Consider the following 24,189-nt stretch of genomic DNA (forward strand, 5'->3'; position numbering starts at 1 on the left):
TCGATCAGGATTTGTCATTTTTTTATGCAAATAAGGATATCATTTGTCAAGTATCTTTTCGTTTACATATTTACTTTATGTGCAGACAGGATTAATATGTTTTTTAGAAATACAAAAACTATACCAAATGGAAAAGCGATTTTTATTAATTGAAAAAATTTGAAAGGAATGGGGAATGGTGAAGAAATTAGATGTGCTCTTAATGCTACTGAGCGTCCTCTTTCCAATTGCAGGACTTACAAAGCAAATCCCTCTAGAACAATCTGTATATATTGGAGGGCTTTTATTTTTTACTAGTTTCGGTAGTTATTTTGCTAAAAAGATGTATTCACGTATATGCAGCTGGATAGCGTATGCGCCATTTATAACATTACTGTTAGTTATTTGGCATCAGGATATTACAACAAGCTCAATCATAGCAAATGCGAAAATTGCTGCATGTGTCGCGTTAATTCCATGTTTATTTCGTTTTCGTACATATGGACTTACTTTGGGATTATTCTCATTATGGGCCGCTTTACTATGGGATATAAAAGAAGTACAGTCGTTAGTCATACTTGAACGCATGACGAGTTTAATGACAAGCCATTATGTATATATATTACTATTAATTGGAGGACTTGTATTAGGAGGATTACTTGCGATGTTCATTCACCGCAAAGAGAAAGATAATAATAAAGAAAATATAAATCTACTTGGACCAAAAAAGAAACGCAAAAGATTATCATTTAAGATTCGTCTTCCGAGATTACCGAAATTAAAGATGAAACTATTTAAGTTTGGTGGGAAAGAATCTAAAAGTAAAATTCCAGAAAAGATACATGAGCATAAGTACGAAGAACCAGTTGCAACATATAAAATGACAGAGAAAATAGATCCATACAAAGAAAATGAAGTTCAAGGTCAAACAAGGATGGAACGCCGAAGAAATAGGTTTAATGCATAATGAAGTTTAATAACCCCGTAATGACTTATCTTAATATTGATAAATCATTACGGTTTTTTTATGTAATTAAATAAAGGTTGCTAATGAGGGGGGGATAGCATATTTTATAGGTGAGAAGTTAAATAAAATAAGGGGAGGATAAAATGCTTATCATTACATATATATCTGCTTGTATATTATTCTTAGTTAGCTTTTTACATGTATATTGGGGTTTCGGAGGTAATTGGGGGACAAATAGTGTTATACCAACTAAATCAGGGGAAAAGGCGTTTACACCTCGTGCCGGAATGACATTGTTCATTGCATTATTATTAAGTATGGCAGCGATAATTTTGTTGCAACAAGCAAATATTGTTCATTTTGCAGTTCCTAATGTTATTATTCAAGTCGGTTCCTGGATTTGTATGATCGTCTTTTCTATTAGAGTAATTGGTGAGTTTAATTATTTTGGTATCTTTAAACGACAAAAAGATACGCACTTCGCTAGAATGGATACTGGTTTATATATTCCACTTTGTGCATTTTTATCTTTATCTTTCTTATTAGTAATAATTTTGTGAGTAAATAATAGTAGTTTCTTTTCTCAAAATATATGTAAACGTGAGAAATCCAAGAGTAAATAAAAAAAGGGTGTAAGCGCCTTCTTGTCGAAATGTAAATTATTATGAAAGGCGGTGACACTATGAAGTATGTAAAAGTTAGTATGAATGGTGGAAGTGAACACAAATTTTCAATGACTTTAGATCGGTTTGAAGAACTTATTACTACAGAGAATGGGATATTAGAAAATAAATTAGTATGTATTGAAAATGTAATGATTAATCCTACTAATATATCTTCTGTAGTTGAAAAAATTGGTGTACCGGCTAAGTTTATGGAAGCTTAAAATCGTTAGATAAAAAACATCCCCAATGGATGTTTTTTAATTTATAAATATGAAATTGTATAGTGAATATTTGAGTAGATTTTTTTAGCAATGACTATGCATATATTAAGTACCTGAACATGGTGCTTAATATATGCACGAAATAATAAGTACAAGCATATATTATGTAGTAGGACAAGATCTTCGTGTCCTACTTAATACTCAGAAAAAACTTCTAATCACATAAGAGCATCCAATTGCAGGGTGCTCTTATTTTTGTAAAAATTTACTGCAAGGCTTATTTTATAGTAGGATGCAAGAATAAAGGGCTATTTTTAAATAATGTTCTTTAGCCTTTAATTTTAAATTTATCTTTAACATTAGTAAATATTAAAAATAATATGATAGCAGAAATTAAGTTAGATAAGTAGAAATCTTGATGAAACAGTAGTTCGAAGATGACATAGAAAGTAACGAATAAGGCGATAACAGGTAGTATGCAAATAAATATAAATCTCCAATTTTTTAAGTAATGTCTATAATTAGTAAGTACTTTCTCCATAAATGTAGCTCCTATATTTTTGTTTTTATATAATTATACATTTAGATACAAGGATTTTCAAAGTAAAAATATTTAGCAATTCAAAAATATAAGGAAAGTATTTGTTGAAAATCCAGATTGCTCTAGCAATCTGGATTTGACTTTAAAGAACTATACTAAAATGATACACTATAATCTACGTTATTTTTGAAATGAATAGAGGGATTTGTGTGATAGATAAAATTAAAAATGCTGTAGAGGATATGTACGAGGATGAGGTTAAAGATTTACTTCAAAGTATTCTCATACAGTTAAACTTATTAGAAGAAAACTATAGTGAAGATACAATTAAAAATTTGATGGATATTCCGAAACAATTAACGAGTAATCCTACTTATAAAAGAAATGTAAAAGAAAGTACGCACGTACATATTGCTTTTGATGATTCAACGGCTGGTTGCTTAACATATATGTTAAGTCAAGAAGAATTATCTGAAGAGAGTGTTGTTGCTTTTTCTGAATTCTTTTCAATTGGACCGATATATAAGTTGCATACGAATGGGGGGCAACTAGCAAGACAGAAGTGGTTAATAAATAATTTAACTGCTTATGATAGTTATTTTGAAGAAGAATATTTATCAAGATTTATAGCAACTATAGAAGAACTACATACTATTCCTGTTGAAACGCCTATTACAATTTGGAAGGCTGATAATGCACATGAACATGTAGGCCTAAGTTTTGTAATGGCACAATTAAAGGATAAGAAAAACATTCGAGTTATTAATACATCTGAAGCAAGTCGAGAAATATTAAAACAAGAGTATGATATTCGTGGAACTGGAGAATTACCACCTGAAAGTTTAGCTCTATTCCAAAAAAGTTTTGCAAAGTTACCTTATTTAACTGAAGAGAAGCGAATGAAGTTTGAACATGAATGGGATAGAATATCGGGAAGCGTAGAATGTTTAAGAGTGTGGAAAGAAAATGAAGTATATTCTGTACAAGAAGATTATTTTGATCAATTTATAATTGAATGCGCGAAAAGTGTGGGTGCTGATCGAGAATTCCTCAAAGCTCCTAGAGTAATTGGTGAAGCACTTGGTCTTGTTGAACAATTGGTTGGAGATACTTTCTTAGAATATCGCTTGAAACAATTAATTAAACAAGAAGTATTTGAATTTGAAGGTTCGTTAGATGAAATGCGTTTTTATAGTGTGAAGTTAAGGAAATAATAAACACCTTCTATTTTTGAAAGGCTCGTATTTTTAATAATACGAGCTTTTTAAGTTGAATTTGGGCTATAACATAAGCTTCCCAGAGAGGGCATATCACATATAAATGTTAAAGGTAATGAATGAAAAGTAGGTGATTTGTTAATATGTATAACCAACAAAATTATCCATATGATCAAGCGATGTATTATAATCCACAAAACTACGGGTATGAATCTGTAGATGAAGCGAGAGATATGGAACAAGAAGATTACAGACCAGATGATGCGGAAGATGCTCCAACGTCACCACCGCCGTCGCAAGCTCCGTCGTTACCGTCTACCTTTGCGTCTCCATCTCAAGCGGGCAATATGAAATCATGGATGTGTAATTGTCTAGGAAGATGGGGCTATTTACGTTTACATCGTCCTGGTCCTTTCGGAAGGGACTTATGGTTCTTTCCGACTGAAGTGAGAAGAAACGGAGTATCAGGTTACACTTGGCAAGGTGGTCGTCGTCGTAAAGTAAGTTATCGCTATCAACAAATTAGTAATTTTATGTGCTTCGCATAAAGAGTAGTGGGAGAGTGAAACGATTTTACTCTCTCACTTTTTTATTTTTCAATATACGAAGTAAGATTTTGGTTAAAAATTTACAATTTTCACGTTTTTATTAGAGTATAATGCATATGTTGGGTTGGTTTTCAAAAACAAATGAGAGTGAGGGAATACAATGTCAATGAAAAACAAGGTTGGACTAAAAATAGAGGAGGGCATTAATTTAGCTTCAGCTCAATTTAAAGAAGATGCGTATGAAATTTATAAAGAATCTAGAAAAATGCAACCTATCTTATTTGTGAATAAAACTGAACTAGGTGCGGAATGGCTTATCACAAGATATGAAGATGCTTTGCCACTTTTAAAAGATAGTCGCTTAAAAAAAGATCCAGCCAATGTATTTTCTCAAGATACATTGAATGTGTTTCTTACTGTTGACAATAGTGATTATTTAACTACTCATATGTTAAATTCAGATCCACCTAACCATAATCGTTTACGATCACTCGTACAAAAAGCTTTTACACCGAAGATGATCACGCAATTGGAAGGAAGAATACAGGATATTGCAGATGATTTGTTAAATGAAGTCGAGCGAAAGGGTTCATTAAATCTTGTTGATGATTATTCGTTCCCTTTACCGATTATTGTAATAAGTGAAATGCTTGGCATTCCAAAAGAAGATCAAGCGAAATTTAGAATTTGGTCTCATGCTGTCATTGCTTACCCAGAAACACCAGAAGAAATAAAAGAAACTGAAAAGCAACTATCTGAGTTTATTACATATCTTCAATATTTAGTTGATATTAAACGAAAAGAGCCAAAAGAAGACTTGGTGAGTGCTTTAATACTTGCAGAGAGTGAAGGGCATAAACTTAGCGCTCGGGAACTATATTCAATGATAATGTTACTAATTGTGGCGGGACACGAGACAACGGTAAATTTAATAACAAATACGGTATTAGCGCTCCTCGAAAATCCAGATCAATTACAGTTATTAAAAGAAAATCCAAAATTAATTGATGCCGCTATTGAGGAAGGACTACGATATTATTCTCCAGTTGAGGTTACAACTTCAAGATGGGCAGATGAACCTTTTCAAATTCACGACCAAACAATTGAAAAAGGAGATATGGTTGTCATTGCCTTAGCTTCTGCAAACCGTGATGAAACTGTATTTGAAAACCCAGAAGTATTCGATATTACTCGGGAAAATAATCGTCATATTGCCTTTGGTCATGGTAGCCATTTCTGCTTAGGCGCTCCACTTGCTAGGTTGGAAGCAAAGATTGCTATTACTACTTTGTTTAATCGAATGCCTGAACTACAAATAAAAGGGAATCGTGAAGAAATTAAATGGCAAGGTAACTATTTAATGCGTTCTTTAGAGGAATTGCCTTTAACTTTCTAGAATAGTAAAAGGAGACATGCATACATCGAAAATGATTTACATAGAGTATGTATGTGTTATTTAAATTCGAAACGGAAGGGTGAAGACATCCCAATGATCAACTAATTCTATTTGTAAGAGATCTTCGTTAAAAAACGAAATATTCTTCTGAATAGGGTTAGTCTGTACATTTATAGAAAAGGGATGTATTTCGCTCTGCGAATATATAGTCTTTTTATATGATTTGTGCTGCCTCCTGTTCAGAACATGAAATAGGAGGCTTTTTTATGTCGACAAATGTAGTAACGAAACAAAACAATGGGGTATCACAAGTATTAAAAAATCGGTTTGTTCAAGGGATTTTAGCATCAGCATTATTTTTACAAATAGGAATATGGGTTCGAAACTTTGCGGTATTACTATATGTAATGGAAATGACAAAAGGTGATGCTTTTGCTATTTCGATGATTTCAGTTGCTGAATTCGCTCCAATTTTTATTTTTTCATTTATTGGCGGTACTTTTGCTGATAGGTGGAAGCCAAAGAAGACAATGATATGGTGTGAGACGTTAAGTTCCATTTCAGTATTCGCTGTATTAATTACGCTTATGTTTGGAACGTGGAAAATTGTGTTTTTTGTGACACTCATCTCTGCAATCCTTTCACAGTTTTCACAACCATCTGGAATGAAGTTGTTTAAACAACATTTATCAACGGAACAAATTCAATTAGCAATGTCTATATATCAAACGATATTTGCAATATTTATGGTATTAGGACCAATCCTAGGGACATTTATCTTTCATAGTTTTGGAATTTATATTTCAATCATCATAACAGGCATCTCGTTTGTACTTGCGGCAGTTGTATTGTTATTTCTTCCGAAAGATCTTGAAAACGACGTAGAAAAGAAAGATATCACTCTGTTGCAGGAGATGAAGGACGGTATTAAGTATGTCAAAAAGAAAAAAGCATTAACTTTGCTGGGGCTTTGTTTTATGGCTGCAGGACTAGGTATAGGATTAATTCAGCCATTAGGTATATTTATTGTGACTGAGCAGTTAGGATTATCAAAAGAGAGTTTACAGTGGCTACTAACAGTAAATGGTGCGGGAATGATTGTTGGCGGGGCATTAGCGATGGTATTTGCGAAAAACGTTGCTCCGCAAAAGATGTTAATTATCGGTATGCTTGGTCAAGCAATTGGTATTAGCATTATAGGGTATTCTACAAATTTATGGGTTACACTTACAGCGCAGCTTTTTAGTGGTTTAGCTCTTCCTTGTATCCAAATTGGTATTAATACGCTTATTATTCAAAATAGCGATACCGATTTTATAGGTCGTGTAAATGGTATTTTAAGTCCGCTATTTACCGGTTCAATGGTAGTAACGATGAGTATAGCTGGCTCATTAAAAGAGATGTTTTCATTAAGTATGATGTATGAAGGGACGGCTTTACTTTTTATAATTGGATTATTGTTTATTATACCTATATACAATTTAAAGCCAGTAATAGCGATAGAAAGTGAAATAAGTGGTAAAGGAAGTGCTGTACAGAATGAATCCTAATCCAAATATTAAATACCCTATTGAAGGAAATCAAAACGTTCAATTTATAAAAAATACAATAACAAAATCTAATATACTTGTTGGTGACTATTCTTATTATGATGCGAAAGATGGAGAAAAATTTGAAAATCGAGTATTACATCATTATGAATTTCTTGGAGATCGCCTTATTATTGGAAAGTTTTGTTGTATTGCATCTGGAGTTAACTTTATTATGAACGGAGCCAATCATCGGATGGATGGATTTTCGGCATATCCATTTAATATATTTGGAAATGGGTGGGAGAAGTATACACCTAGTTTGTCTGATTTACCTTACAAAGGTGATACAGTTATAGGAAATGACGTTTGGATTGGTATGGATACAACAATTATGCCCGGAATAAAAATAGGGGATGGTGCAATCATTGCAGCTAAATCTGTTGTGACTAGAGACGTCGCACCATATACAATTGTTGGTGGAAACCCTGCAAATAAAATAAAAGAGAGATTTTCAAATGAAACAATTCAAGAATTATTGCAAATTCAATGGTGGCATTTTGATATTGAAAAAATAACTGGAAATATTGATGCTATTGTACGCGGAGATATTGAACCATTAAGAAAGCTAAAAAGGGAATAAAAAATGGATGACGAATAGTATCATACCTCCGAATTTTGTTAATGATAATAGAACAAGGAGGTGTGATACTATGGCACAAGACGTTTTATGTGAAGTAAACAACTGTAAATTTTGGGCGAATGGTAATAAATGTAGTGCAGAGGCAATTTACGTAGTAAGTCATAAAGGTAAACATGCATCTACAACGGAAGAAACAGATTGCAAAACATTCGATCCAGAAGTGTAAATTGTTTAAGGGTAGCCAAATCGTGGTTGCCCTTTTATTAATGATAGTATTGATAATAAATATCATTTTCATTCATTGATTTTAGCTTTTTTTGTTATTTTTTCATATTTTCTTCATAAGTGATGTAATCCAACTCAATTCATGTTCAATTCGTGATTTACTAAATTCAATGACTTCAGTAATAAAGGGTGAGGTAACCTCTAGAGACTGGATAGCGGTAAGTTGATTATGTAGTACGTTTTGACGTACAGTCAAAATCTCTTTTCTAGCTTCATATTCAAGTTTTTCAAATAGTGCGATACGAACAAGAAATTCTGCATTATTTGTCGCAAGTTTTTCGGGAAACTCTCGTAACATTTCAGAAAAAATTTCTTCTCCTGTTTCTGTTATATCGTACATATTTCGATTTGGTTTTCCAACTTGTTTATGTATTTTTTTCGTTATAGCACCCATATTTTCAAAGCGCCGAAGGGCAGGGTAAAGCATGTTGTGATTTAATTCAAAATTCTCACCTAAACGATTTTGAACATTTTTTTTGATTTCATATCCATGTTTTGGTCCTGTCGTTAATTCTGCTAGTAGTAAAATGTCAACGTACATAAAAATCCCCCTTATATATTTCTCAAGTTCTCTAATGAAAAATCTCCTTTAGTATATGTTAAAATAACATATGATAGTTTATACAACTTTGAACTGCCGACCTATCACTTTTATTGTAAAAGAAAAGGGAGGAAAGAACTATGGCTTCACCTGAAAATGTTATTTTAGTTCATGAAATTTCAAAGCTGAAAACAAAAGAAGAATTATGGAATCCATATGAATGGTATCGTTTGATGAGGGATAATCACCCAGTTCATTATGATGAAGAGCAGGATGTATGGAATGTTTTTTTATATGATGATGTAAATCGTGTTTTATCAGATTATCGCTTATTTTCAAGTAGAAGGGAGCGCAGACAATTCTCAATCCCTCCATTAGAAACTAGAATAAATATAAACTCTACAGATCCACCAGAACATCGCAATGTACGTTCCATTGTTTCTAAGGCATTTACTCCAAGAAGTCTAGAACAGTGGAAACCTCGAATACAGGCTATCGCAGATGAACTTGTACAGCATATCGAAAAATATAGTGAAGTTAATATCGTTGAACAGTTTGCTGCCCCTTTACCTGTTACCGTTATTTCTGATTTATTAGGAGTCCCAACAACAGATCGTAAAAAAATTAAAGAATGGTCTGATATTTTATTTATGCCGTATAGTAAAGAAAAGTTTAATGATCTGGATGCGGAGAAAGAGATAGCATTAAATGAATTCAAAGCATATCTTCTACCGATCGTTCAGGAAAAGAGATATCATTTAACTGATGATATCATTTCCGATTTAATTCGAGCTGAATATGAAGGCGAAAGATTAACCGATGAAGAAATTGTAACCTTTTCATTAGGTTTACTAGCGGCTGGGAATGAAACCACTACAAATTTAATTATTAATAGCTTTTATTGCTTTTTAGTAGATTCACCTGGAATTTATGAAGATTTAAGAAAAACCCCTAGCTTAATTTCAAAAGCGATTGAGGAAGTATTACGCTATCGCTTTCCTGTTACATTGGCCCGGAGGATTACAGAGGATACAAATATATTTGGCCCTTTAATGAAAAAGGATCAGATGATTGTTGCGTGGGTTAGTGCAGCGAATTTAGATGAGAAAAAATTTTCACACCCCTCTCAATTTAATGTACATCGAATAGGAAATGAAAAGCATTTAACCTTTGGGAAAGGTCCTCACTTTTGCTTAGGAGCACCACTTGCACGTTTAGAAGCTGAGATTGCATTAACTACCTTTATAAATGCTTTTGAAAAAATAGAGCTATCTCCATCTTTCTGTTTAGAAAAATGTATATTGGAAAATGAACAAACATTAAAATACTTACCTATTCGATTGAAAGCCAAATAAAAATCTCAACAAGGTGCATACATTTGCATCTTGTTTTTTGTTTCTCAATTGTGAGTTTCAGGTAATTACCTTAATATGGAGTTGTATAAAACGTAGAGGAGGATTCCTATGTTGACTTGTAATGGAAGTAAATCATTTCAAAAGTTTATTAAAGGTGTTACAGATCTTATGGAAAACGGTTTATTTGAAGAAGAAATAGTGTGTGGCATTGAAAAGTTACTAGAAGAACTTTTAGAAAAGAAAACATGGCTTCCGTTAGATAAACAGAAGGCGAATTCGACTCAATATGCACGACATTTATTGTATGAGGATCCGCTCAAACGTTTTGAAGTACTAGCTCTCGTATGGAAAGATGGACAATCTACACCTTTACATGATCATGACGGCACATGGGGGGTAGAAGGCGTCTTTTCAGGAAGGATAATGGTGCAGAACTTTATACAAACGAAACAACTTGGAAATTCACTTGTTTATTTAACACATACAGGAAATCTTTATTTGGGAGAAGGAGAAACCGATAAAGTCATTCCACCTGCGGATTGTCATATTCTTGAAATTAGCAAAAAGGAAAGCGTTATCACAATTCATATCTATGGAAAACGGTTAGAAAAGTTTAAAGTATATATCCCAACTGAAGAAAAAAATGTGTACATGTGTGAGACAAAATACATTAGTTATAATTCATAGTTTGAAATCCAAAGCTTTTTAAAAAGAAAAGCTTTGGATTTTATTTTTAATTATTTCTTGACCTGAAACGCTTTTCATAAATTATAAATAAGAAGTACCTCACGAGGATTGTATGAAAACGATACCTAATAATTAATTAGAACTCGTGTATTTATAGAAAGTGGTGAAGAAATAATGAAATTAATCGCAATTGATTTAGATGGAACTCTTCTTTCGGGGAATAAAATGATTAGTAAAGAAAATGCAGAAGCAATTCGAACATGTCAAGAAGCTGGCCATGTTGTAGCAATTTGTACTGGACGCTCTATTGTTGATATTGAACGATTATTGTTAGAAGTTGATTTAGAGTGTCCAATCATTGCGGAAAATGGTGCGCTTATATATAAAGATAAGAAAATGATGAAGAGATATCCAATTCAAAATATGCAGGCACTTGAAATTGTGGAATATCTTGAAGAGAATGGTTTATATTATCAGCTTTATACTGATAAAGGTGTGTATGTACCGGATTATGGAGTAGAGAGTGTACGTAATGAAATTGAGTATGTGAAGAATTCAAAAGAAAATTTCGACTTGAAAGAGTTAAAAACAATCGCAGCATTATATCTTGAGCATACAGCGTTTCATAGTGCGGAAAGTTGTAAGCCAATTGTAGAAACAGATATACATGTGCATAAACTATTACCATTTTCTTATGATATTGAGAAATTAAAAAAACTAAAAGAAACATTTATTCATAATACAGATTTAGCAATTACATCTTCATATTGGCACAATTTAGAGATTAATCATAGAGATGCTCAAAAAGGGAATGGATTATATACTTTAGCAGAATATCTTAATATTCCAGTTGAAAACACTGTAGCGATAGGTGATGGGCTAAACGACGTTTCTATGATGGAAAAAGCGAACATATCAATTGCGATGGGTAATGCAGTTGAAGAAATAAAAACAATCTGTAAATACGAAACGTTATCAAATGAAGAACATGGTGTGGCACATGCTTTATATAAATATGTAATGTAATTAAAAAAGAAAAAAGAATCCAAAGGGATTCTTTTTTCTTTTTTATTAGGGGTAAGGTATTCTATGAGATTCATAGAAGCCTTATTACATTTCATTATATAGAATATATTGGAATAAATGTTTATATTTTTCATGAAATTTGTGAATATTTTATGAATTTTATACTTGTTGCATTTTTATACCGTTATTAGTGACGCGTATGACCCTCAAGGAAAAATTCAGTGAATGTAAGGAGGAATGAACGAAATATCTACTAATTAAAGGTATATTCAGTATATACATTCTTTTCTTATTTTAATTGAAAAATAAAATTTGTGCGAATAATTATTCTACAGCTATATACCTACACTAGCTTTCTTCGTATAATGGAGAAGTATGAATTTTAGATTTGTATTAATTTTACATATTGAGGTGAAAAAGGAATGAATTCGCGGCTAATGGAACTTATTGATGTGAGTACAATAGAAACCATGGCAGAACAATTTTATAAATTAACTAACATATCACATCAACTTCTTGATGCTGAAAAAGAGTGTATTTTTTCATTCGGAATGAATGAGATAATTAAGAGTAAACTTCCAAAGATTGAAATCCCCATTTTCTTATACAATCAACATTTAGGATCTTTTGTTGTATGGTCCAAAAAAAGCGAAATTTTCAGTTGTCAAAAATACTTTGAAATGCTCTCAAGTTTAATTTTAGATGGCGCAATAAAAGTAATTCAAAGTAAAAAAACAACGTTGCTTTCTCAGAAAGAGGAGGAACTACATACGATTTTACAAAACATGCCTGTTATGGTCGATGCGCTTGATTATAATGGAGATTTTGTTTTGTGGAACCGAGAATGTGAAATTGTAACAGGTTATACCGCTGAAGAAATAATTGGAAATCCAAATGCACTTCAATTATTATATCCTGATCATAGTTATCGCCAGCAAATACAAAAGAAATTTTTAACTTGTGGAAAAAATTTCAGAGATTGGGAAATGCACTTAACATGTAAAAATGGTGAAATCAAAACAATAATGTGGTCTAATATATCAGAACAGTTTCCTGTAACAGGATATAGTTATTGGGCTGTTGGTGTAGATATTACACATTTAAAAGCGATAGAAGAGCAGTTAAAACAACAAACATCTGAACTGGAATTAATATTTAAAGCTTTACCAGATTTATGTTTCTTAACAGAAGATGATGGCACAATTATAGATTACAAAGCAGGATCTCCTACAAAGTTTTACGTACCCGCAGAAGCTTTTATGGGAAAAAAGTTTTACGAAGTATTACCATCTTCAGTAGCACAGCAGTTTCAGGAAGCCATTAATCAAGTGAAGAAAAAAGGAACGAATGTAATTGTAGAATATCCACTCACACTTAATGGAAGTATTGATTTCTTTGAAGCTAGGTGCTTACCATTATTACATGATAAAATTATGATTATTGTACGTGACATTACAGAGCGAAAAAAGACAGAAGAATTGCTAAACAAATCAGATACGCTTGCAGCAATTGGTCAATTAGCAGCTGGGGTAGCTCATGAAGTAAGAAATCCCTTAACTGTAATTAAAGGTTTTATACAGTTATTCCAAATTAATAAAGAAGATCAAGAAAGATATTTTGATCTTATGCTTTCTGAAATTGAAAGGATAGAAGCGATCCTGCAAGAATTTTTGTCAATTGCTAAAACAGATGAGATAAATACAGAAAAGAAAAATATTTATCAAATTTTTAAAAATGTCGTATCGTTAATGAATACAAAAGCAATTATGACAAATATTCAAGTTGAACTATTTACGGATGACAAAGATATAATTATTGAATGCTCGGAAAATCAATTGAAACAAGTATTTATTAATATTTTGCAAAATTCAATCGAAGCTATGCCAAATGGTGGGGAAATTTCAATTCACATAAAAGAAATAAATGATGATGGTGTCATCATTCATGTAATAGATGAAGGAATAGGAATACCTGAAGAAAGAATTAAGAGATTAGGTGAACCTTTTTATAGTACGAAAGAAAAAGGGACTGGTATTGGATTAATGTTAAGTTATAAAATTATTGAAAGTCATCAAGGGACAATTAGTATCATGAGCGAGGTTGGTGTCGGGACAACAGTAACAATTTACTTACCGAAAGTACAAAGTAAACAATCTTTTTCTAATTGTGACGATAAATGTATAGCAATACGCACTAGTAGTAATTCTTAAATCAATTAATACCCAATAACAAAGCGATTAGTGAAAGCTAATCTTTTTGTTATTGGGTATTTTTTATATTTAATTTAGTAAACTTTATCTTTTCTTTACATTTGTTTTAATTTCTATTAAGTTTTAAACATTATATTAATATTTGTACAAAGCAATGTATAAAAATTGTACATTACTTTTAATATAGAAAAGTGATTATTATTTGGAATATTGTAAGGAGGAGATTATGACAAGGTGAAAAAACAAGAGAAGAAGAGTGGTAGAGTAGTACCTCTCCGGTTAAATATTTTATTCCTTTGTGTTTTTTTATTATTTTCTGGCATCATTATTCAGTTAGGAAAAGTGCAAATCTTTGATGGAGAAACATATAAAAATGAAGTAGAGAAGAGAGAAAATACAACCGTGGGCCTTTCTGTACCACGTGGGAAAATATTTGATCGTGAAGGAAATCCAGTAGTTGATAATAAATCTTTACGTACGATTACATATACAAAGGTGAAAGGTGTAAAACAAGAAGAAATATTAAAATCAGCAAGACAACTTGCAGACATTATTGAAATGCCGCAAGAAGATATAGATAAGTTAACTGAGACTGATAAGAAAGACTTTTGGATGCAATTAAATCCAGAACTTACTCAAGACTTAGTATCAAAAAAAGAAATAGATAAGTTCCGAGATAAGGATATTACCGGAAAAGAGCTAGACAAAAAAATAGAAGATTTAAAAAGGAAGCGCGTTACAGATAAAAATCTTCAAGAACTAACGGCTAAAGATATAGAAGTGTTAGCTATTAAAAGTAAAATGACCTCAGGTTTTCAGATGGCACCTCAAATTATTAAAAAGGACGTTAGTGAACAGGAATATGCGGTGATTAGTGAAAATTTAGCGAAACTTCCAGGGGTAGACGCATCAGTTGATTGGGAGAGAATCTATGTAAATGATGGTCTATTTCGTTCCGTTCTTGGTAACGTTTCAAATGCTGATGAAGGATTGCCACGTGAAAGATTAGATTATTATTTAGTGCGTGATTATAGCCGAAATGATAGGGTCGGCAAAAGTTATATCGAACAGCAATACGAAGATGTACTTCATGGTACGAAAAAAGAAGTAAGAAGCATTGCTGATAAACAAGGCAATACAATGAGAACGGAAACGGTTTCGGAAGGAAAAAGCGGTAAAAATTTAACTTTAACCATAGATATGGAATTGCAAAAAAAAGTAGAGGAGAGTATAGAAAAAATATTAAAACAATATAAAGGATCAGAATCAATGTTAGACCGTGCTTTCGTAGTGATGATGAATCCTAAAAATGGCCAAGTATTATCAATGGCTGGGAAAAGGCTTGTAGAAAAAGATGGGAAAATGGAAGTAGAAGATTATGCTTTAGGCACGCTGACAAGTTCATATGAGCTTGGATCAACGGTTAAAGGTGCGACAGTGTTAACAGGGTTTGAAACAAATGCAATAACTCCTGGAACACATTTTTATGATGCACCTATGAAGTTTAAAGGAACTAAGGAAAAGAAGTCTTGGAAAAATTTTGGTGATATAGACGATCTAAGAGCGTTACAAGTTTCTTCAAACGTTTATATGTTTAATATAGCATTAAAAATTGCTGGTGTGGATTATGTGAAAAATAGTTCACTAGATATTAAACAAGAATATTTTGATAAAATGAGATATTATTTCAGGCAATTTGGACTAGGCGTACAAACTGGTATTGATTTACCGAATGAAACTGCAGGACAAATTGGAAGAAAAGATAATCAGCCTGGTTTCTTATTAGATTATTCTATTGGACAATATGATACATATACACCACTTCAGCTTGCACAATATATTTCGACTATCGCAAATGGAGGGTATCGAATGAAACCACAAATTGTTCAAGAGATTAGAGAACAAACCGTTCAAAAAGATGAGGTTGGTAAAGTAGTACAATCAATAGAACCCGTTGTTTTAAATAGAATCGATATGAAACAAGAATATATTAATCAAGTAAAAGAAGGATTTAGAAAAGTATTTCAAGAAGGAGATGGAACGGGAGTAAGAGCGTTCCAAAAAGCACCATATAAACCAGCTGGTAAAACAGGGACCGCACAAACTGTATATGGTGGAGAAAATGAAATTGGGCGAAATGCGAAAGGCGATCGTAGAGAATGTTATAACTTAACATTAGCTGGATATGCGCCATATGATGATCCAGAAGTAGCATTTTCTGTTGTAGTACCGTGGGTTGAAAATGATAAATCGGGCATTAACTCCGATATTGGAAAAGAAGTTTTAGATGCTTATTTTGATTTGAAAAATAAGCGATTAACTGGTGAAGCGCCAAAAACAGATGCCTCTAAAGAGAATTAAAATGGACGAAACGTCTCTAGCATTCATGTGAACTAGAGGCGTTTTTATCTGGGAATAGATTAGAAATGAGGTATATATGAAGCCGTTTATTCTAAAATATTGGAGGAACATATGTAGCTACATCTTAATTATAATAGGGGTTATTTTTATTAATAAGTCATTTTTATTTTGTATGGTAGAAGGAATTTCGATGCAACCTACTTTGAATGAAAAAGATTATATACTTGTTAATAAGGTAAACGTCTGTTTATCGTCTTTTCATCATGGAGATGTTGTCATTATAAAAAAAGAAGACGAGCCTACTTACTATGTGAAACGAATTATTGGATTATCGGGGGATAACATACAACTAAAAGAGGATGAGGTATTTATTAACGGTAAAAAGCGTGATGAATCGTATATACATTTAGATATGTCACAAGTATCCAATCGTTTTTCAAATTTGAGAGAAATAAAAGTTCCTACGCATAAATTATTTGTGTTAGGGGATAATCGTAATCATAGTAAAGATAGTAGGAATACACTTGGACTTATTGATGAGTCAAATATAATAGGTAAAGTAGAAATGGTATTTTATCCATTTGATCATATAAAATGGATAAAATAATTCTATTAACTATTCACGTTTTATAAAATAAATCATATATTGATAGCATAGGACAAGCAGAGAAGCTTGTTCTAACCTCACAGAACACTCCTTATCACGGTTAGGCATCTACATAGGTAGATGCTTTTTTTATGTTGATGACTGAAAATTATTTATCAACATAATGTAGCAAGCATTTTAGGACTATTAGGGGACGATTACATGTACAAATAACAGTATGCTTTAATTAAAACAGTGAAATGTAAGGAGTGAGGAATAAGTGCTAAATATTTTAGTAGTTAATTTTCCAGCAGAGGGACATGTAAACCCTACATTAAATTTAGTGAAAGCCTTTACTGAACGAGGGGATAACGTACATTATATTACAACTGCAAACTTTAAAGATAGGATTGAAGATTTAGGAGCTACTGTACATACACATCCGGATCTATTAAAGGAGATTTCTATTGATGCTGAAACCTCATCTGGGTTAAATGCTTTCTTTCATGTGCATGTTCAAACTTCTATATATATATTAGAAATTACGAAACAATTAAGTGAAAGCATAAATTTTGATTTCGTAATTTATGATATATTTGGTGCGGGAGAGTTAGTAAAGGAGTATTTACAAGTTCCAGGTGTAGTGTCCTCGCCTATATTTTTAATTCCTTCAGAGTTTTTGAAGACATTACCTTTTCATCCAAATGCAGATATACCATTCCAACCAGAGGAGATCTCTGAAAAATTACTAAACCAGATGGAACATGAATTTGGAGTAAAACCAAAGAATAATCTTCAATTTATGAATAATAAGGGTGATGTTTGTCTCGTATACACAAGTCGTTATTTCCAACCTAATAGCGAATCGTTCGGAGAAAATAACATTTTTATTGGACCGAGTATTTCAAAGCGTAAAACAAATATAAAGTTTCCACTGGAATCACTTAAAGAGAAGAAAGTTATTTATATTTCAATGGGAACACTGCTTGAAGGACTCGAACCATTCTTTAATACTTGTATTGATACTTTTTCAGATTTTGATGGGATAGTTGTAATGGCAATTGGTGATAGAAATGATATTTCTAAAATTAAGAAAGCACCAGATAATTTTATAATTGCTCCATACGTACCTCAATCAGAAATATTAAATGAAGCGGATGTTTTTATTACACATGGCGGCATGAATAGCGTACACGATGCCATTCATTATAATGTCCCATTTGTAATAATACCGCATGATAAAGATCAGCCTATGATAGCGCAAAGATTAACTGAACTGGAAGCAGCGCGTAGACTATTGAAAGAACATGTTAATGTGCACACTTTAAAAGAGGCTGTAACAGATGTTCTTTCAAACGAAAAGTATAAGCATGGTATACGAAAACTTAATGATAGCTTTTTAGAATGTGGTGGTTCAAAAGAAGTAATTGCAGTTATTGAATCTCTTTTAAATAAAGTGAAACTTTAATCGTTGGGGGTTTTACTGCCCGTAAATAGCGGGGGAAATAGTCGTAACTATATACAAGCATAGAGGTTCGTACCTTTATGCTTGTATATTCTTATCCAGCAAATTGCACAGCAGTATTTGCATGTAAAAAAGCAGTATCAAAAACGGGAACAGTAAGATCATTTTGGGAGATGAGTAAAGGTATTTCAGTACAGCCTAATAGTATACCTTCAGCGCCGTTTTGAATTAATGACTTTGTAATTTGTAATAGCTTTTCTTTAGATGCTTCTGAAATGATCCCTTTACTTAATTCATCTAATATGACATGATGGATAACTGTTCTTTCCTCTTCATTTGGGATAACTGTCTCAATGTTATATTTCGCTAATCGTGATTTATAGAAATCTTGCTCCATCGTTTGTTTTGTTCCTAATAGTCCGATACGTTTTATATTTTGTTTTACCATTTCTTTAGCACTTACATCGCCAATGTGAAGAAGCGGGATAGAGATTGCTTGTTCTACTTCTTCGGCAAATAGATGTACAGTATTTGAACACATTAATAAACAGTCAGCCCCAGATTTTTCAACCTTCTTTGCAACCGTGACTAGTTCATTTTTTACTTCTTCATATTGATGGTTTTGTAATAAAGTAGTTACTTCTCCAAAGTCCATACTATATAAAACTAGCTTCGCATTTTGATCGTATTGAGAGAGTGTAAGTGTATTAATATGTTTATAGTATAATGATGTAGATTCCCAACTTAATCCCCCAATTAAACCAATAACTTTCATAATGCATTCCTCCCGAAACGATTTTGAATTTATTATTTCATAATTCCGATAAGAATACAATGATTTAAATGTACTATTTAACGAAAAATAAAAATAGTTACAAAAGTATTGAAATTTATGCTTTTTAGTGCCATAATACGAATTACAAATTAATACTTATCCAGAGAGGTGGAGGGAACGGCCCTAAGAAACCTCAGCAACCCCTATGCAATTTTATAGGAAGGTGCTAATTCCGTAGAGGACACGATGTGTTTTTTGAAAGATAAGAGGATTCTTGAACGTGAAAGAAAATGACCTCTTATGTAAGAGGTCATTTTTTTGTTGTATAGAAAGGAAGTGTCGATGCATAATTCATTTTTAAAATAAATATAGAATAATAAAAGTTGACCAATATGAGAGGGGAATTGTAATGAATAAATTATCAACAAAGTTAGTAGTAGCAATCGGGATTGGAGCAGCCTTATACGGGATATTAGGACTTTGGGGATTTTCTATTGCACCGAATACATTTATTAAACCAGCATTAGCTATATTAACTGTTTTTGGAGCATTATTTGGTCCAGTGGCAGGACTCTTAATCGGACTTATCGGTCATACCGTAACAGATACGATTGCTGGCTGGGGGATTTGGTGGGGCTGGGTTATTAGTTCAGGGATTATTGGTTTTTCAATGGGTCTTATTCAAAAAAGAGTTGGTTTTAGTGTGAAAAACGGGTCATTTAACAAGGGAGATATTTCTTATTTAGCAATTACTGGGTTAGTTGGTATTGTCATTGCTATTATATTTGCTGGGGCATTCGATATTATTGTGATGGGAGAACCATTTGACAAAATTGTTATACAAGTATTAGGAGCAACAATTTCCGATGTTATCGTATTCTTAGTTCTTGGATTGCCACTTACAATTGGCTTGGCGAAATCCAATAAGAAACATGCACATTTAAAAATTGAAAAGTAGGGATGTTAACATGCAACCAATTATTTCGTTTGAACAATTCACCTTTCAATACGGGCATGCTGCGCAGCCTACTTTAAGTGATATTACCTTTCATATATACCCTGGGGAAAAAGTGCTAATTGCTGGACGAAGTGGTTCAGGAAAGTCGACATTAGCTCATTGTATCAATGGGCTAATTCCATTTTCTTATGAAGGGATTAGTACAGGTAACGTATTAATTGCCGGTAAAGATCCGAGGGAAGGCAGTATTTTTGAACAGAGTAAACATGTGGGAACAATTTTGCAAGATCAAGATGCTCAATTTATTGGTCTGACAGTAGAAGAAGATGTAGCTTTTTATTTAGAAAATGAATGTGTAAATCAAGAGGATATGAAAAAGATTGTTTCGGACTCATTAAGAAAGGTGAAGATGCATACGTTTCATAAACAAAGTCCACATGAATTATCAGGAGGTCAAAAGCAAACAGTTTCTCTTGCTGGTTTATTAACAACAAATGCGGATATATTATTGTTCGATGAACCGTTAGCGAACTTAGATCCGCTAAGCGCATTACATACGATAGAACTTATGAAAGATATACATGAGCAATATAATAAAACGATTGTTATTATCGAACATAGGATAGAAGAAATTTTAAAGCTGGATTTAGACAAAGTTATATTAATTGATGAAGGTAAAGTCATTGCAATAGGAACACCAAAAGAAATCTTAGCGTCAAATATATTACCATGTATTGGCTTAAGAGAGCCTATTTACATCGAAGCATTAAAGAGATTACATTTTGATAGTAATAATGACGTAATATATCCAATGGAAAACCTTCAAAAGGAAAAGGTAAGCAACGTTATAAGAGAGTGGATGGAGAAACAAGTCATATTAAAAGGTAATACTAAAAACAAGGAATTACTTAAAGTGGAGAATTTATCATTTTCATACCCTAATAAACAAAAAGTATTAGAAAATGTAAACCTTTCAATATATGAAGGAGAAATTGTGGCACTGTTGGGACATAATGGAGCAGGGAAATCAACATTAGCTCATAGTCTTATAGGCATAAACAAAATGAAAAATGGGGAAATCTTGTTAGAAGGTGAAGATATTAGTTCTTGGTCTATTCGTAAACGTGGGGAAACCATATCTTACGTGATGCAAAATCCAAATCATATGATTACACAGCCCACTGTTTTTGAAGAAGTTTCATTTACATTAAAATTAAATAATTTTTCTAAGGAAGAAATTAAGAATAGAGTAGAAGAAACTTTAAAAATTTGTGGTTTATATCCATTTCGTAATTGGCCAATTCAAGCGCTAAGCTATGGGCAAAAAAAGAGAGTAACAATCGCATCTGTATTAACAATAGATCCCAAGCTTATCATATTAGATGAACCGACAGCGGGACAAGATTATTATCATTATAAACAATTTATGTCGTTTATTAAAAAACTAGCTAAAAAGGGAATCTCATTTGTTTTTATCACTCACGATATGAATCTCGCACTAGAATATGCAGACCGTGCAGTAGTTCTACATGAAGGGAAAATTATTGCGGATGATACAGTGTCTAATGTATTTGGTGATCAAGAAACCTTACAAAGAGCCAACTTAAGAGAGAGTTCTTTAACCAAGCTTGTTAAATTTAGTGGGATTGTATGTCCAGAAAAATTTATGGAGCTTTATTTAGACAGTAATAGGAGGGAGGAAGGTGCATAGTACATATTTTCATCGTATGGATGGGGTAGTAAAATTGTTTTTATTTATTTTTTGTATGACGATTACTTTTTTGTTTTTTGATTTTAGGTTGTTGCTAATTTTATTTATTATTGGGTGTATTGGAATCGGAATTGCTAAAATTCCATTTCGTAAAATTTTAATTGTTTTTAGTGTCATATTTACATTTAGTTTATTAAACTCTGTCATGATTTTATTTATTACACCCACTCATGGATCTGAATTAACTGAATCATATACCTCGTTTTTACATATTGGATATGCAACAATTACATATGAAACATTATTTTATGCAGCTACACTTTCATTAAAGTATTTTACGTTATTACCATTTACACTTCTTTTTATTTACACGACAGATTCAAGTGAATTTGTAAGTAGTTTAAGTAAATTTGGTATTCATTATAAGATTACATATGCAATAAATATTGCACTGCGTTATATTCCTGACATCCAGTCTGAGTATAAAATTATTAAACACGCGCAAGAAGCGAGAGGAGTGGCTTTTGAAAAAGGAGAAGCAAGTTTATGGGTTCGTATGAAGAACCGTGTTTTAATTTTCTGGCCACTAATCATTCATTCTCTAGAAAGAATAGATACGGTTTCAAATGCAATGGATTTAAGAGGATTTGGAAAGAAGGATAAACGTACATGGTTTTATACAAGTAAGGCGAAACGTGAAGATTTCATCGCTTTATTTGCCGGTGTTTTCATATTCATTGTTGCCGTATATTTAAAATTAAACGTATTTCAAAACTTTTGGTATCCATTTTAAAGCACTCTTTAAACGAGTGCTTTTACTTATTTTTATGTAGACATGCTCAAAAAAGGGATATACACATAATGTATAATACGAACCAGTTAAAATGATCAACTACCTATTAGTTTTCAAACCAAAAGGAGGAGAAAATATGAGTTACGGTGGTTCTTGTGGTTTTGGTGGAGGTTTCGCTTTATTAGTTGTGTTATTCATTCTATTAATAATTGTAGGATGCAGCTGCTGGGGCGGAGGATACTAATTTTTAATTAGTCTTCACAAATGTAAACTAAAAAACATTGAAGATACTTATGTATCGAAACAAATAAAAAAGGAGCGACTATGCTCCTTTTTTATTTGTTTTAATGCGTATTCTTACTATATTTTGGGAACGTAATCGTTAAAGTCGTTCCTTTACTAACGATACTTCGGATTTTTAAACTTCCATACATCGTCTCAATAATCTTAACAGCAACCATCGTACCTAAACCGGTGCCTTTCGTTTTTGTACTAAAATACGGTTCACCGAATCGATGTATTTGCTCCTGTGACATTCCAACTCCACTATCTTCAATTCGTATTTCAACTTTACTATTATTGATAGATGAGGAAATATTTAAGGTACCACCATTAGGCATTGCTTCAATACTGTTTTTTATTAAGTTTAAAAAACATTGTTGAAAGTGTTGTTTATTACCAACAATGGTTGCCTCAGAAAAATCCTGTGTAATATGTATCGTATTCATATTACACAATGGCAATATCATATTAATAACTCGATTTAACTCTTGTTTTACTGAAATTTGATCTAATTTTTCTGGAGAAGGTTTGGCAAACGTTAAGTAATCATCGATAATTTCTTGGGCACGATTTAACTCTTCAAGTATATGTTTAATATATTCGTCTCTTGATTCAGGAGTTAAATTTGGTGTTTTTAAAAGCTGTGTAAATCCTTTTACAACCGTTAAAGGATTCCTTACTTCGTGCGATATACTTGCAGCGAGTTGGCTAACAATCTCCATTTTTTCCATTTTAATTAATTTTGAGCGCATTAATACAGCATCTTTAATAACTTCATTTATATAAACAATAAATAACATTAAAGTAGTCGGTAATACCATGAAATAAATAATATACAAATTATTCACTTCAAAATCTGATAAAGTTAATACAATTACAGTTGTAAATATTGCTAGGAAAAAGGTTAAAAACATGGAAAAAGCTACTTTAAGCTTTCTATTATATGTATTAAATTTTGAAGATGCGAGTGCTGTAACGATGAACATTATTCCGTAAACAACGACTGTTAGCATATTAAAGCCATAAAATATAAATCTTGTAATTAATAAAATTGTAAACAATATGATACCGACAGGGAATCCACCATAAAGCGTACCTATTATGACCGGAATTTGTCTTAAATCATGAATACAACTTTCATCCATATAGATAGGGTATCGCATACATAAAATAAGCGGGATACTAGAACAAAGGGTAATCAGTAATATTTTGTATTTTTTCAAATAATGCCTGCTATCATATATGAAATAAAAAACAAATATACTACATAAAATGTATAGAAGGTTATTTAATACGTTTTGGTTAATATAAACAAAGTCCATAATATTTGCCTCGTTATTCTGAATTTACTTAACATATGTATTATACATGATAACATGTGTTAGGATGTATAAACCTTGTTCATACAAGATTTATTTAGCTTTTTTTATAAAATGCAAACATTAGCT

24 protein-coding genes and 1 riboswitch are annotated in these 24,189 nt (G+C 32.1%); of the genes, 20 read left to right on the forward strand and 4 right to left on the reverse strand.

Features of this window, described 5'->3' with window-relative positions; genetic code table 11:
• The first annotated feature begins 178 nt into the window (after window positions 1-178).
• The 3 genes from CN409_RS12860 to CN409_RS12870 all read left to right on the forward strand — a co-directional run bounded on the left by CN409_RS12860 (window position 179) and on the right by CN409_RS12870 (window position 1,832).
• Window positions 179-946 carry a DUF3959 family protein gene (locus CN409_RS12860; protein WP_014894749.1) on the forward strand — a complete coding sequence of 256 codons (768 nt, stop codon included), beginning with the start codon at window positions 179-181 and terminating at the stop codon, window positions 944-946.
• A gap of 143 nt (window positions 947-1,089) precedes the next feature.
• Window positions 1,090-1,506, forward strand: a complete 417-nt coding sequence (locus tag CN409_RS12865) for a DUF3995 domain-containing protein (protein WP_000905578.1) — start codon at window positions 1,090-1,092, stop codon at window positions 1,504-1,506.
• 122 nt (window positions 1,507-1,628) lie between these two features.
• Window positions 1,629-1,832 (forward strand): hypothetical protein, encoded by a 204-nt coding sequence (locus CN409_RS12870; protein ID WP_000878369.1) that lies wholly within the window; start codon window positions 1,629-1,631, stop codon window positions 1,830-1,832.
• A 328-nt stretch (window positions 1,833-2,160) separates the two neighbouring features.
• On the opposite strand, the gene CN409_RS12875 is transcribed toward CN409_RS12870, so the two are convergent.
• Window positions 2,161-2,373 carry a hypothetical protein gene (locus CN409_RS12875; protein WP_000416836.1) on the reverse strand — a complete coding sequence of 71 codons (213 nt, stop codon included), beginning with the start codon at window positions 2,371-2,373 and terminating at the stop codon, window positions 2,161-2,163.
• Window positions 2,374-2,582: 209 nt separating this feature from the next.
• Here CN409_RS12875 and CN409_RS12880 point away from each other — a divergent pair, with 209 nt between their 5' ends.
• The 6 genes from CN409_RS12880 (at window position 2,583) to CN409_RS12910 (ending at window position 7,932) form a co-directional block, all read left to right on the forward strand.
• Window positions 2,583-3,587: a DUF1835 domain-containing protein gene (locus tag CN409_RS12880; protein ID WP_000565700.1), complete on the forward strand. Its 1,005-nt coding sequence runs from the start codon at window positions 2,583-2,585 to the stop codon at window positions 3,585-3,587.
• A gap of 146 nt (window positions 3,588-3,733) precedes the next feature.
• Window positions 3,734-4,138: a hypothetical protein gene (locus tag CN409_RS12885; protein ID WP_000282691.1), complete on the forward strand. Its 405-nt coding sequence runs from the start codon at window positions 3,734-3,736 to the stop codon at window positions 4,136-4,138.
• Between the two features lie 160 nt (window positions 4,139-4,298).
• Window positions 4,299-5,534, forward strand: a complete 1,236-nt coding sequence (gene cypA / locus CN409_RS12890; RefSeq protein WP_000062093.1) for a cytochrome P450 — start codon at window positions 4,299-4,301, stop codon at window positions 5,532-5,534.
• Window positions 5,535-5,800: 266 nt separating this feature from the next.
• Window positions 5,801-7,084, forward strand: a complete 1,284-nt coding sequence (locus CN409_RS12900; RefSeq protein ID WP_000106404.1) for an MFS transporter — start codon at window positions 5,801-5,803, stop codon at window positions 7,082-7,084.
• Window positions 7,074-7,706, forward strand: a complete 633-nt coding sequence (locus tag CN409_RS12905) for a Vat family streptogramin A O-acetyltransferase (RefSeq protein ID WP_001069207.1) — start codon at window positions 7,074-7,076, stop codon at window positions 7,704-7,706. The genes CN409_RS12900 and CN409_RS12905 overlap by 11 nt, the downstream gene beginning before the upstream one ends.
• 70 nt (window positions 7,707-7,776) lie before the next feature.
• On the forward strand, window positions 7,777-7,932 hold the full coding sequence (locus CN409_RS12910; RefSeq protein ID WP_000046095.1) for a DUF1540 domain-containing protein: 156 nt from the start codon (window positions 7,777-7,779) through the stop codon (window positions 7,930-7,932).
• A 102-nt stretch (window positions 7,933-8,034) separates the two neighbouring features.
• Here CN409_RS12910 and CN409_RS12915 read toward each other — a convergent pair whose 3' ends face one another.
• Window positions 8,035-8,532 (reverse strand): PadR family transcriptional regulator, encoded by a 498-nt coding sequence (locus CN409_RS12915; RefSeq protein ID WP_000289121.1) that lies wholly within the window; start codon window positions 8,530-8,532, stop codon window positions 8,035-8,037.
• A gap of 140 nt (window positions 8,533-8,672) precedes the next feature.
• On the opposite strand from CN409_RS12915, the gene CN409_RS12920 reads away from it, so the two are divergent.
• The 7 genes from CN409_RS12920 to CN409_RS12955 all read left to right on the forward strand — a co-directional run bounded on the left by CN409_RS12920 (window position 8,673) and on the right by CN409_RS12955 (window position 18,225).
• Window positions 8,673-9,887, forward strand: coding sequence for a cytochrome P450 (locus CN409_RS12920; protein ID WP_081143678.1), 1,215 nt, complete (start codon window positions 8,673-8,675; stop codon window positions 9,885-9,887).
• Window positions 9,888-9,995: 108 nt separating this feature from the next.
• On the forward strand, window positions 9,996-10,574 hold the full coding sequence (locus tag CN409_RS12925; protein ID WP_000954440.1) for a cysteine dioxygenase family protein: 579 nt from the start codon (window positions 9,996-9,998) through the stop codon (window positions 10,572-10,574).
• 174 nt (window positions 10,575-10,748) lie between these two features.
• On the forward strand, window positions 10,749-11,600 hold the full coding sequence (locus CN409_RS12930; protein WP_000766389.1) for a Cof-type HAD-IIB family hydrolase: 852 nt from the start codon (window positions 10,749-10,751) through the stop codon (window positions 11,598-11,600).
• Between the two features lie 422 nt (window positions 11,601-12,022).
• A complete protein-coding gene (locus CN409_RS12940; RefSeq protein ID WP_001088545.1) occupies window positions 12,023-13,810 on the forward strand; it encodes a PAS domain-containing sensor histidine kinase in 1,788 nt (595 codons plus the stop codon).
• Window positions 13,811-14,044: 234 nt separating this feature from the next.
• Window positions 14,045-16,171 (forward strand): peptidoglycan D,D-transpeptidase FtsI family protein, encoded by a 2,127-nt coding sequence (locus tag CN409_RS12945; RefSeq protein WP_000743784.1) that lies wholly within the window; start codon window positions 14,045-14,047, stop codon window positions 16,169-16,171.
• Between the two features lie 76 nt (window positions 16,172-16,247).
• Complete coding sequence (gene lepB / locus CN409_RS12950) at window positions 16,248-16,778, forward strand: signal peptidase I (RefSeq protein ID WP_002162782.1); 531 nt, start codon at window positions 16,248-16,250, stop codon at window positions 16,776-16,778.
• 259 nt (window positions 16,779-17,037) lie between these two features.
• Window positions 17,038-18,225 carry a macrolide family glycosyltransferase gene (locus tag CN409_RS12955; protein WP_097981523.1) on the forward strand — a complete coding sequence of 396 codons (1,188 nt, stop codon included), beginning with the start codon at window positions 17,038-17,040 and terminating at the stop codon, window positions 18,223-18,225.
• A gap of 91 nt (window positions 18,226-18,316) precedes the next feature.
• On the opposite strand, the gene CN409_RS12960 is transcribed toward CN409_RS12955, so the two are convergent.
• Entirely contained in the window at window positions 18,317-18,997 is a 681-nt protein-coding gene (locus CN409_RS12960; protein ID WP_086403317.1) for an aspartate/glutamate racemase family protein, read from the reverse strand.
• 153 nt (window positions 18,998-19,150) lie between these two features.
• A riboswitch (SAM riboswitch) is annotated at window positions 19,151-19,266 on the forward strand.
• Window positions 19,267-19,406: 140 nt separating this feature from the next.
• Between CN409_RS12960 and CN409_RS12965 the strand changes: the two genes are divergently transcribed.
• From CN409_RS12965 to CN409_RS12980, 4 genes are all read left to right on the forward strand, one after another.
• Window positions 19,407-19,955 carry an ECF-type riboflavin transporter substrate-binding protein gene (locus CN409_RS12965; RefSeq protein WP_001038209.1) on the forward strand — a complete coding sequence of 183 codons (549 nt, stop codon included), beginning with the start codon at window positions 19,407-19,409 and terminating at the stop codon, window positions 19,953-19,955.
• Window positions 19,956-19,965: 10 nt separating this feature from the next.
• Window positions 19,966-21,666 (forward strand): ABC transporter ATP-binding protein, encoded by a 1,701-nt coding sequence (locus tag CN409_RS12970; RefSeq protein WP_074790156.1) that lies wholly within the window; start codon window positions 19,966-19,968, stop codon window positions 21,664-21,666.
• Complete coding sequence (locus CN409_RS12975) at window positions 21,659-22,459, forward strand: energy-coupling factor transporter transmembrane component T family protein (RefSeq protein WP_016077597.1); 801 nt, start codon at window positions 21,659-21,661, stop codon at window positions 22,457-22,459. The genes CN409_RS12970 and CN409_RS12975 overlap by 8 nt, the downstream gene beginning before the upstream one ends.
• A 136-nt stretch (window positions 22,460-22,595) precedes the next feature.
• A complete protein-coding gene (locus CN409_RS12980; RefSeq protein WP_000120182.1) occupies window positions 22,596-22,703 on the forward strand; it encodes a YjcZ family sporulation protein in 108 nt (35 codons plus the stop codon).
• Between the two features lie 100 nt (window positions 22,704-22,803).
• On the opposite strand, the gene CN409_RS12985 is transcribed toward CN409_RS12980, so the two are convergent.
• Complete coding sequence (locus CN409_RS12985; protein ID WP_000348332.1) at window positions 22,804-24,063, reverse strand: sensor histidine kinase; 1,260 nt, start codon at window positions 24,061-24,063, stop codon at window positions 22,804-22,806.
• Between the last annotated feature and the right edge of the window lie 126 nt (window positions 24,064-24,189).

The organism is Bacillus sp. AFS012607, assembly GCF_002558005.1.
Lineage (GTDB): Bacteria > Bacillota > Bacilli > Bacillales > Bacillaceae_G > Bacillus_A > Bacillus_A thuringiensis_S.

Bases quoted from the DNA above. Each gene is read 5' to 3' on its own strand.
- CN409_RS12905 (WP_001069207.1), top strand. From the start codon at position 7,074: ATGAATCCTAATCCAAATATTAAATACCCTATTGAAGGAAATCAAAAC.
- CN409_RS12915 (WP_000289121.1), bottom strand. From the start codon at position 8,532: ATGTACGTTGACATTTTACTACTAGCAGAATTAACGACAGGACCAAAA.
- CN409_RS12970 (WP_074790156.1), top strand. From the start codon at position 19,966: ATGCAACCAATTATTTCGTTTGAACAATTCACCTTTCAATACGGGCAT.
- CN409_RS12920 (WP_081143678.1), top strand. From the start codon at position 8,673: ATGGCTTCACCTGAAAATGTTATTTTAGTTCATGAAATTTCAAAGCTG.
- lepB (WP_002162782.1), top strand. From the start codon at position 16,248: ATGAAGCCGTTTATTCTAAAATATTGGAGGAACATATGTAGCTACATC.
- CN409_RS12985 (WP_000348332.1), bottom strand. From the start codon at position 24,063: ATGGACTTTGTTTATATTAACCAAAACGTATTAAATAACCTTCTATAC.
- CN409_RS12930 (WP_000766389.1), top strand. From the start codon at position 10,749: ATGAAATTAATCGCAATTGATTTAGATGGAACTCTTCTTTCGGGGAAT.
- CN409_RS12965 (WP_001038209.1), top strand. From the start codon at position 19,407: ATGAATAAATTATCAACAAAGTTAGTAGTAGCAATCGGGATTGGAGCA.
- CN409_RS12865 (WP_000905578.1), top strand. From the start codon at position 1,090: ATGCTTATCATTACATATATATCTGCTTGTATATTATTCTTAGTTAGC.
- CN409_RS12885 (WP_000282691.1), top strand. From the start codon at position 3,734: ATGTATAACCAACAAAATTATCCATATGATCAAGCGATGTATTATAAT.
- CN409_RS12870 (WP_000878369.1), top strand. From the start codon at position 1,629: ATGAAGTATGTAAAAGTTAGTATGAATGGTGGAAGTGAACACAAATTT.
- CN409_RS12980 (WP_000120182.1), top strand. From the start codon at position 22,596: ATGAGTTACGGTGGTTCTTGTGGTTTTGGTGGAGGTTTCGCTTTATTA.
- CN409_RS12925 (WP_000954440.1), top strand. From the start codon at position 9,996: ATGTTGACTTGTAATGGAAGTAAATCATTTCAAAAGTTTATTAAAGGT.
- CN409_RS12960 (WP_086403317.1), bottom strand. From the start codon at position 18,997: ATGAAAGTTATTGGTTTAATTGGGGGATTAAGTTGGGAATCTACATCA.
- CN409_RS12900 (WP_000106404.1), top strand. From the start codon at position 5,801: ATGTCGACAAATGTAGTAACGAAACAAAACAATGGGGTATCACAAGTA.
- CN409_RS12875 (WP_000416836.1), bottom strand. From the start codon at position 2,373: ATGGAGAAAGTACTTACTAATTATAGACATTACTTAAAAAATTGGAGA.
- cypA (WP_000062093.1), top strand. From the start codon at position 4,299: ATGTCAATGAAAAACAAGGTTGGACTAAAAATAGAGGAGGGCATTAAT.
- CN409_RS12940 (WP_001088545.1), top strand. From the start codon at position 12,023: ATGAATTCGCGGCTAATGGAACTTATTGATGTGAGTACAATAGAAACC.
- CN409_RS12910 (WP_000046095.1), top strand. From the start codon at position 7,777: ATGGCACAAGACGTTTTATGTGAAGTAAACAACTGTAAATTTTGGGCG.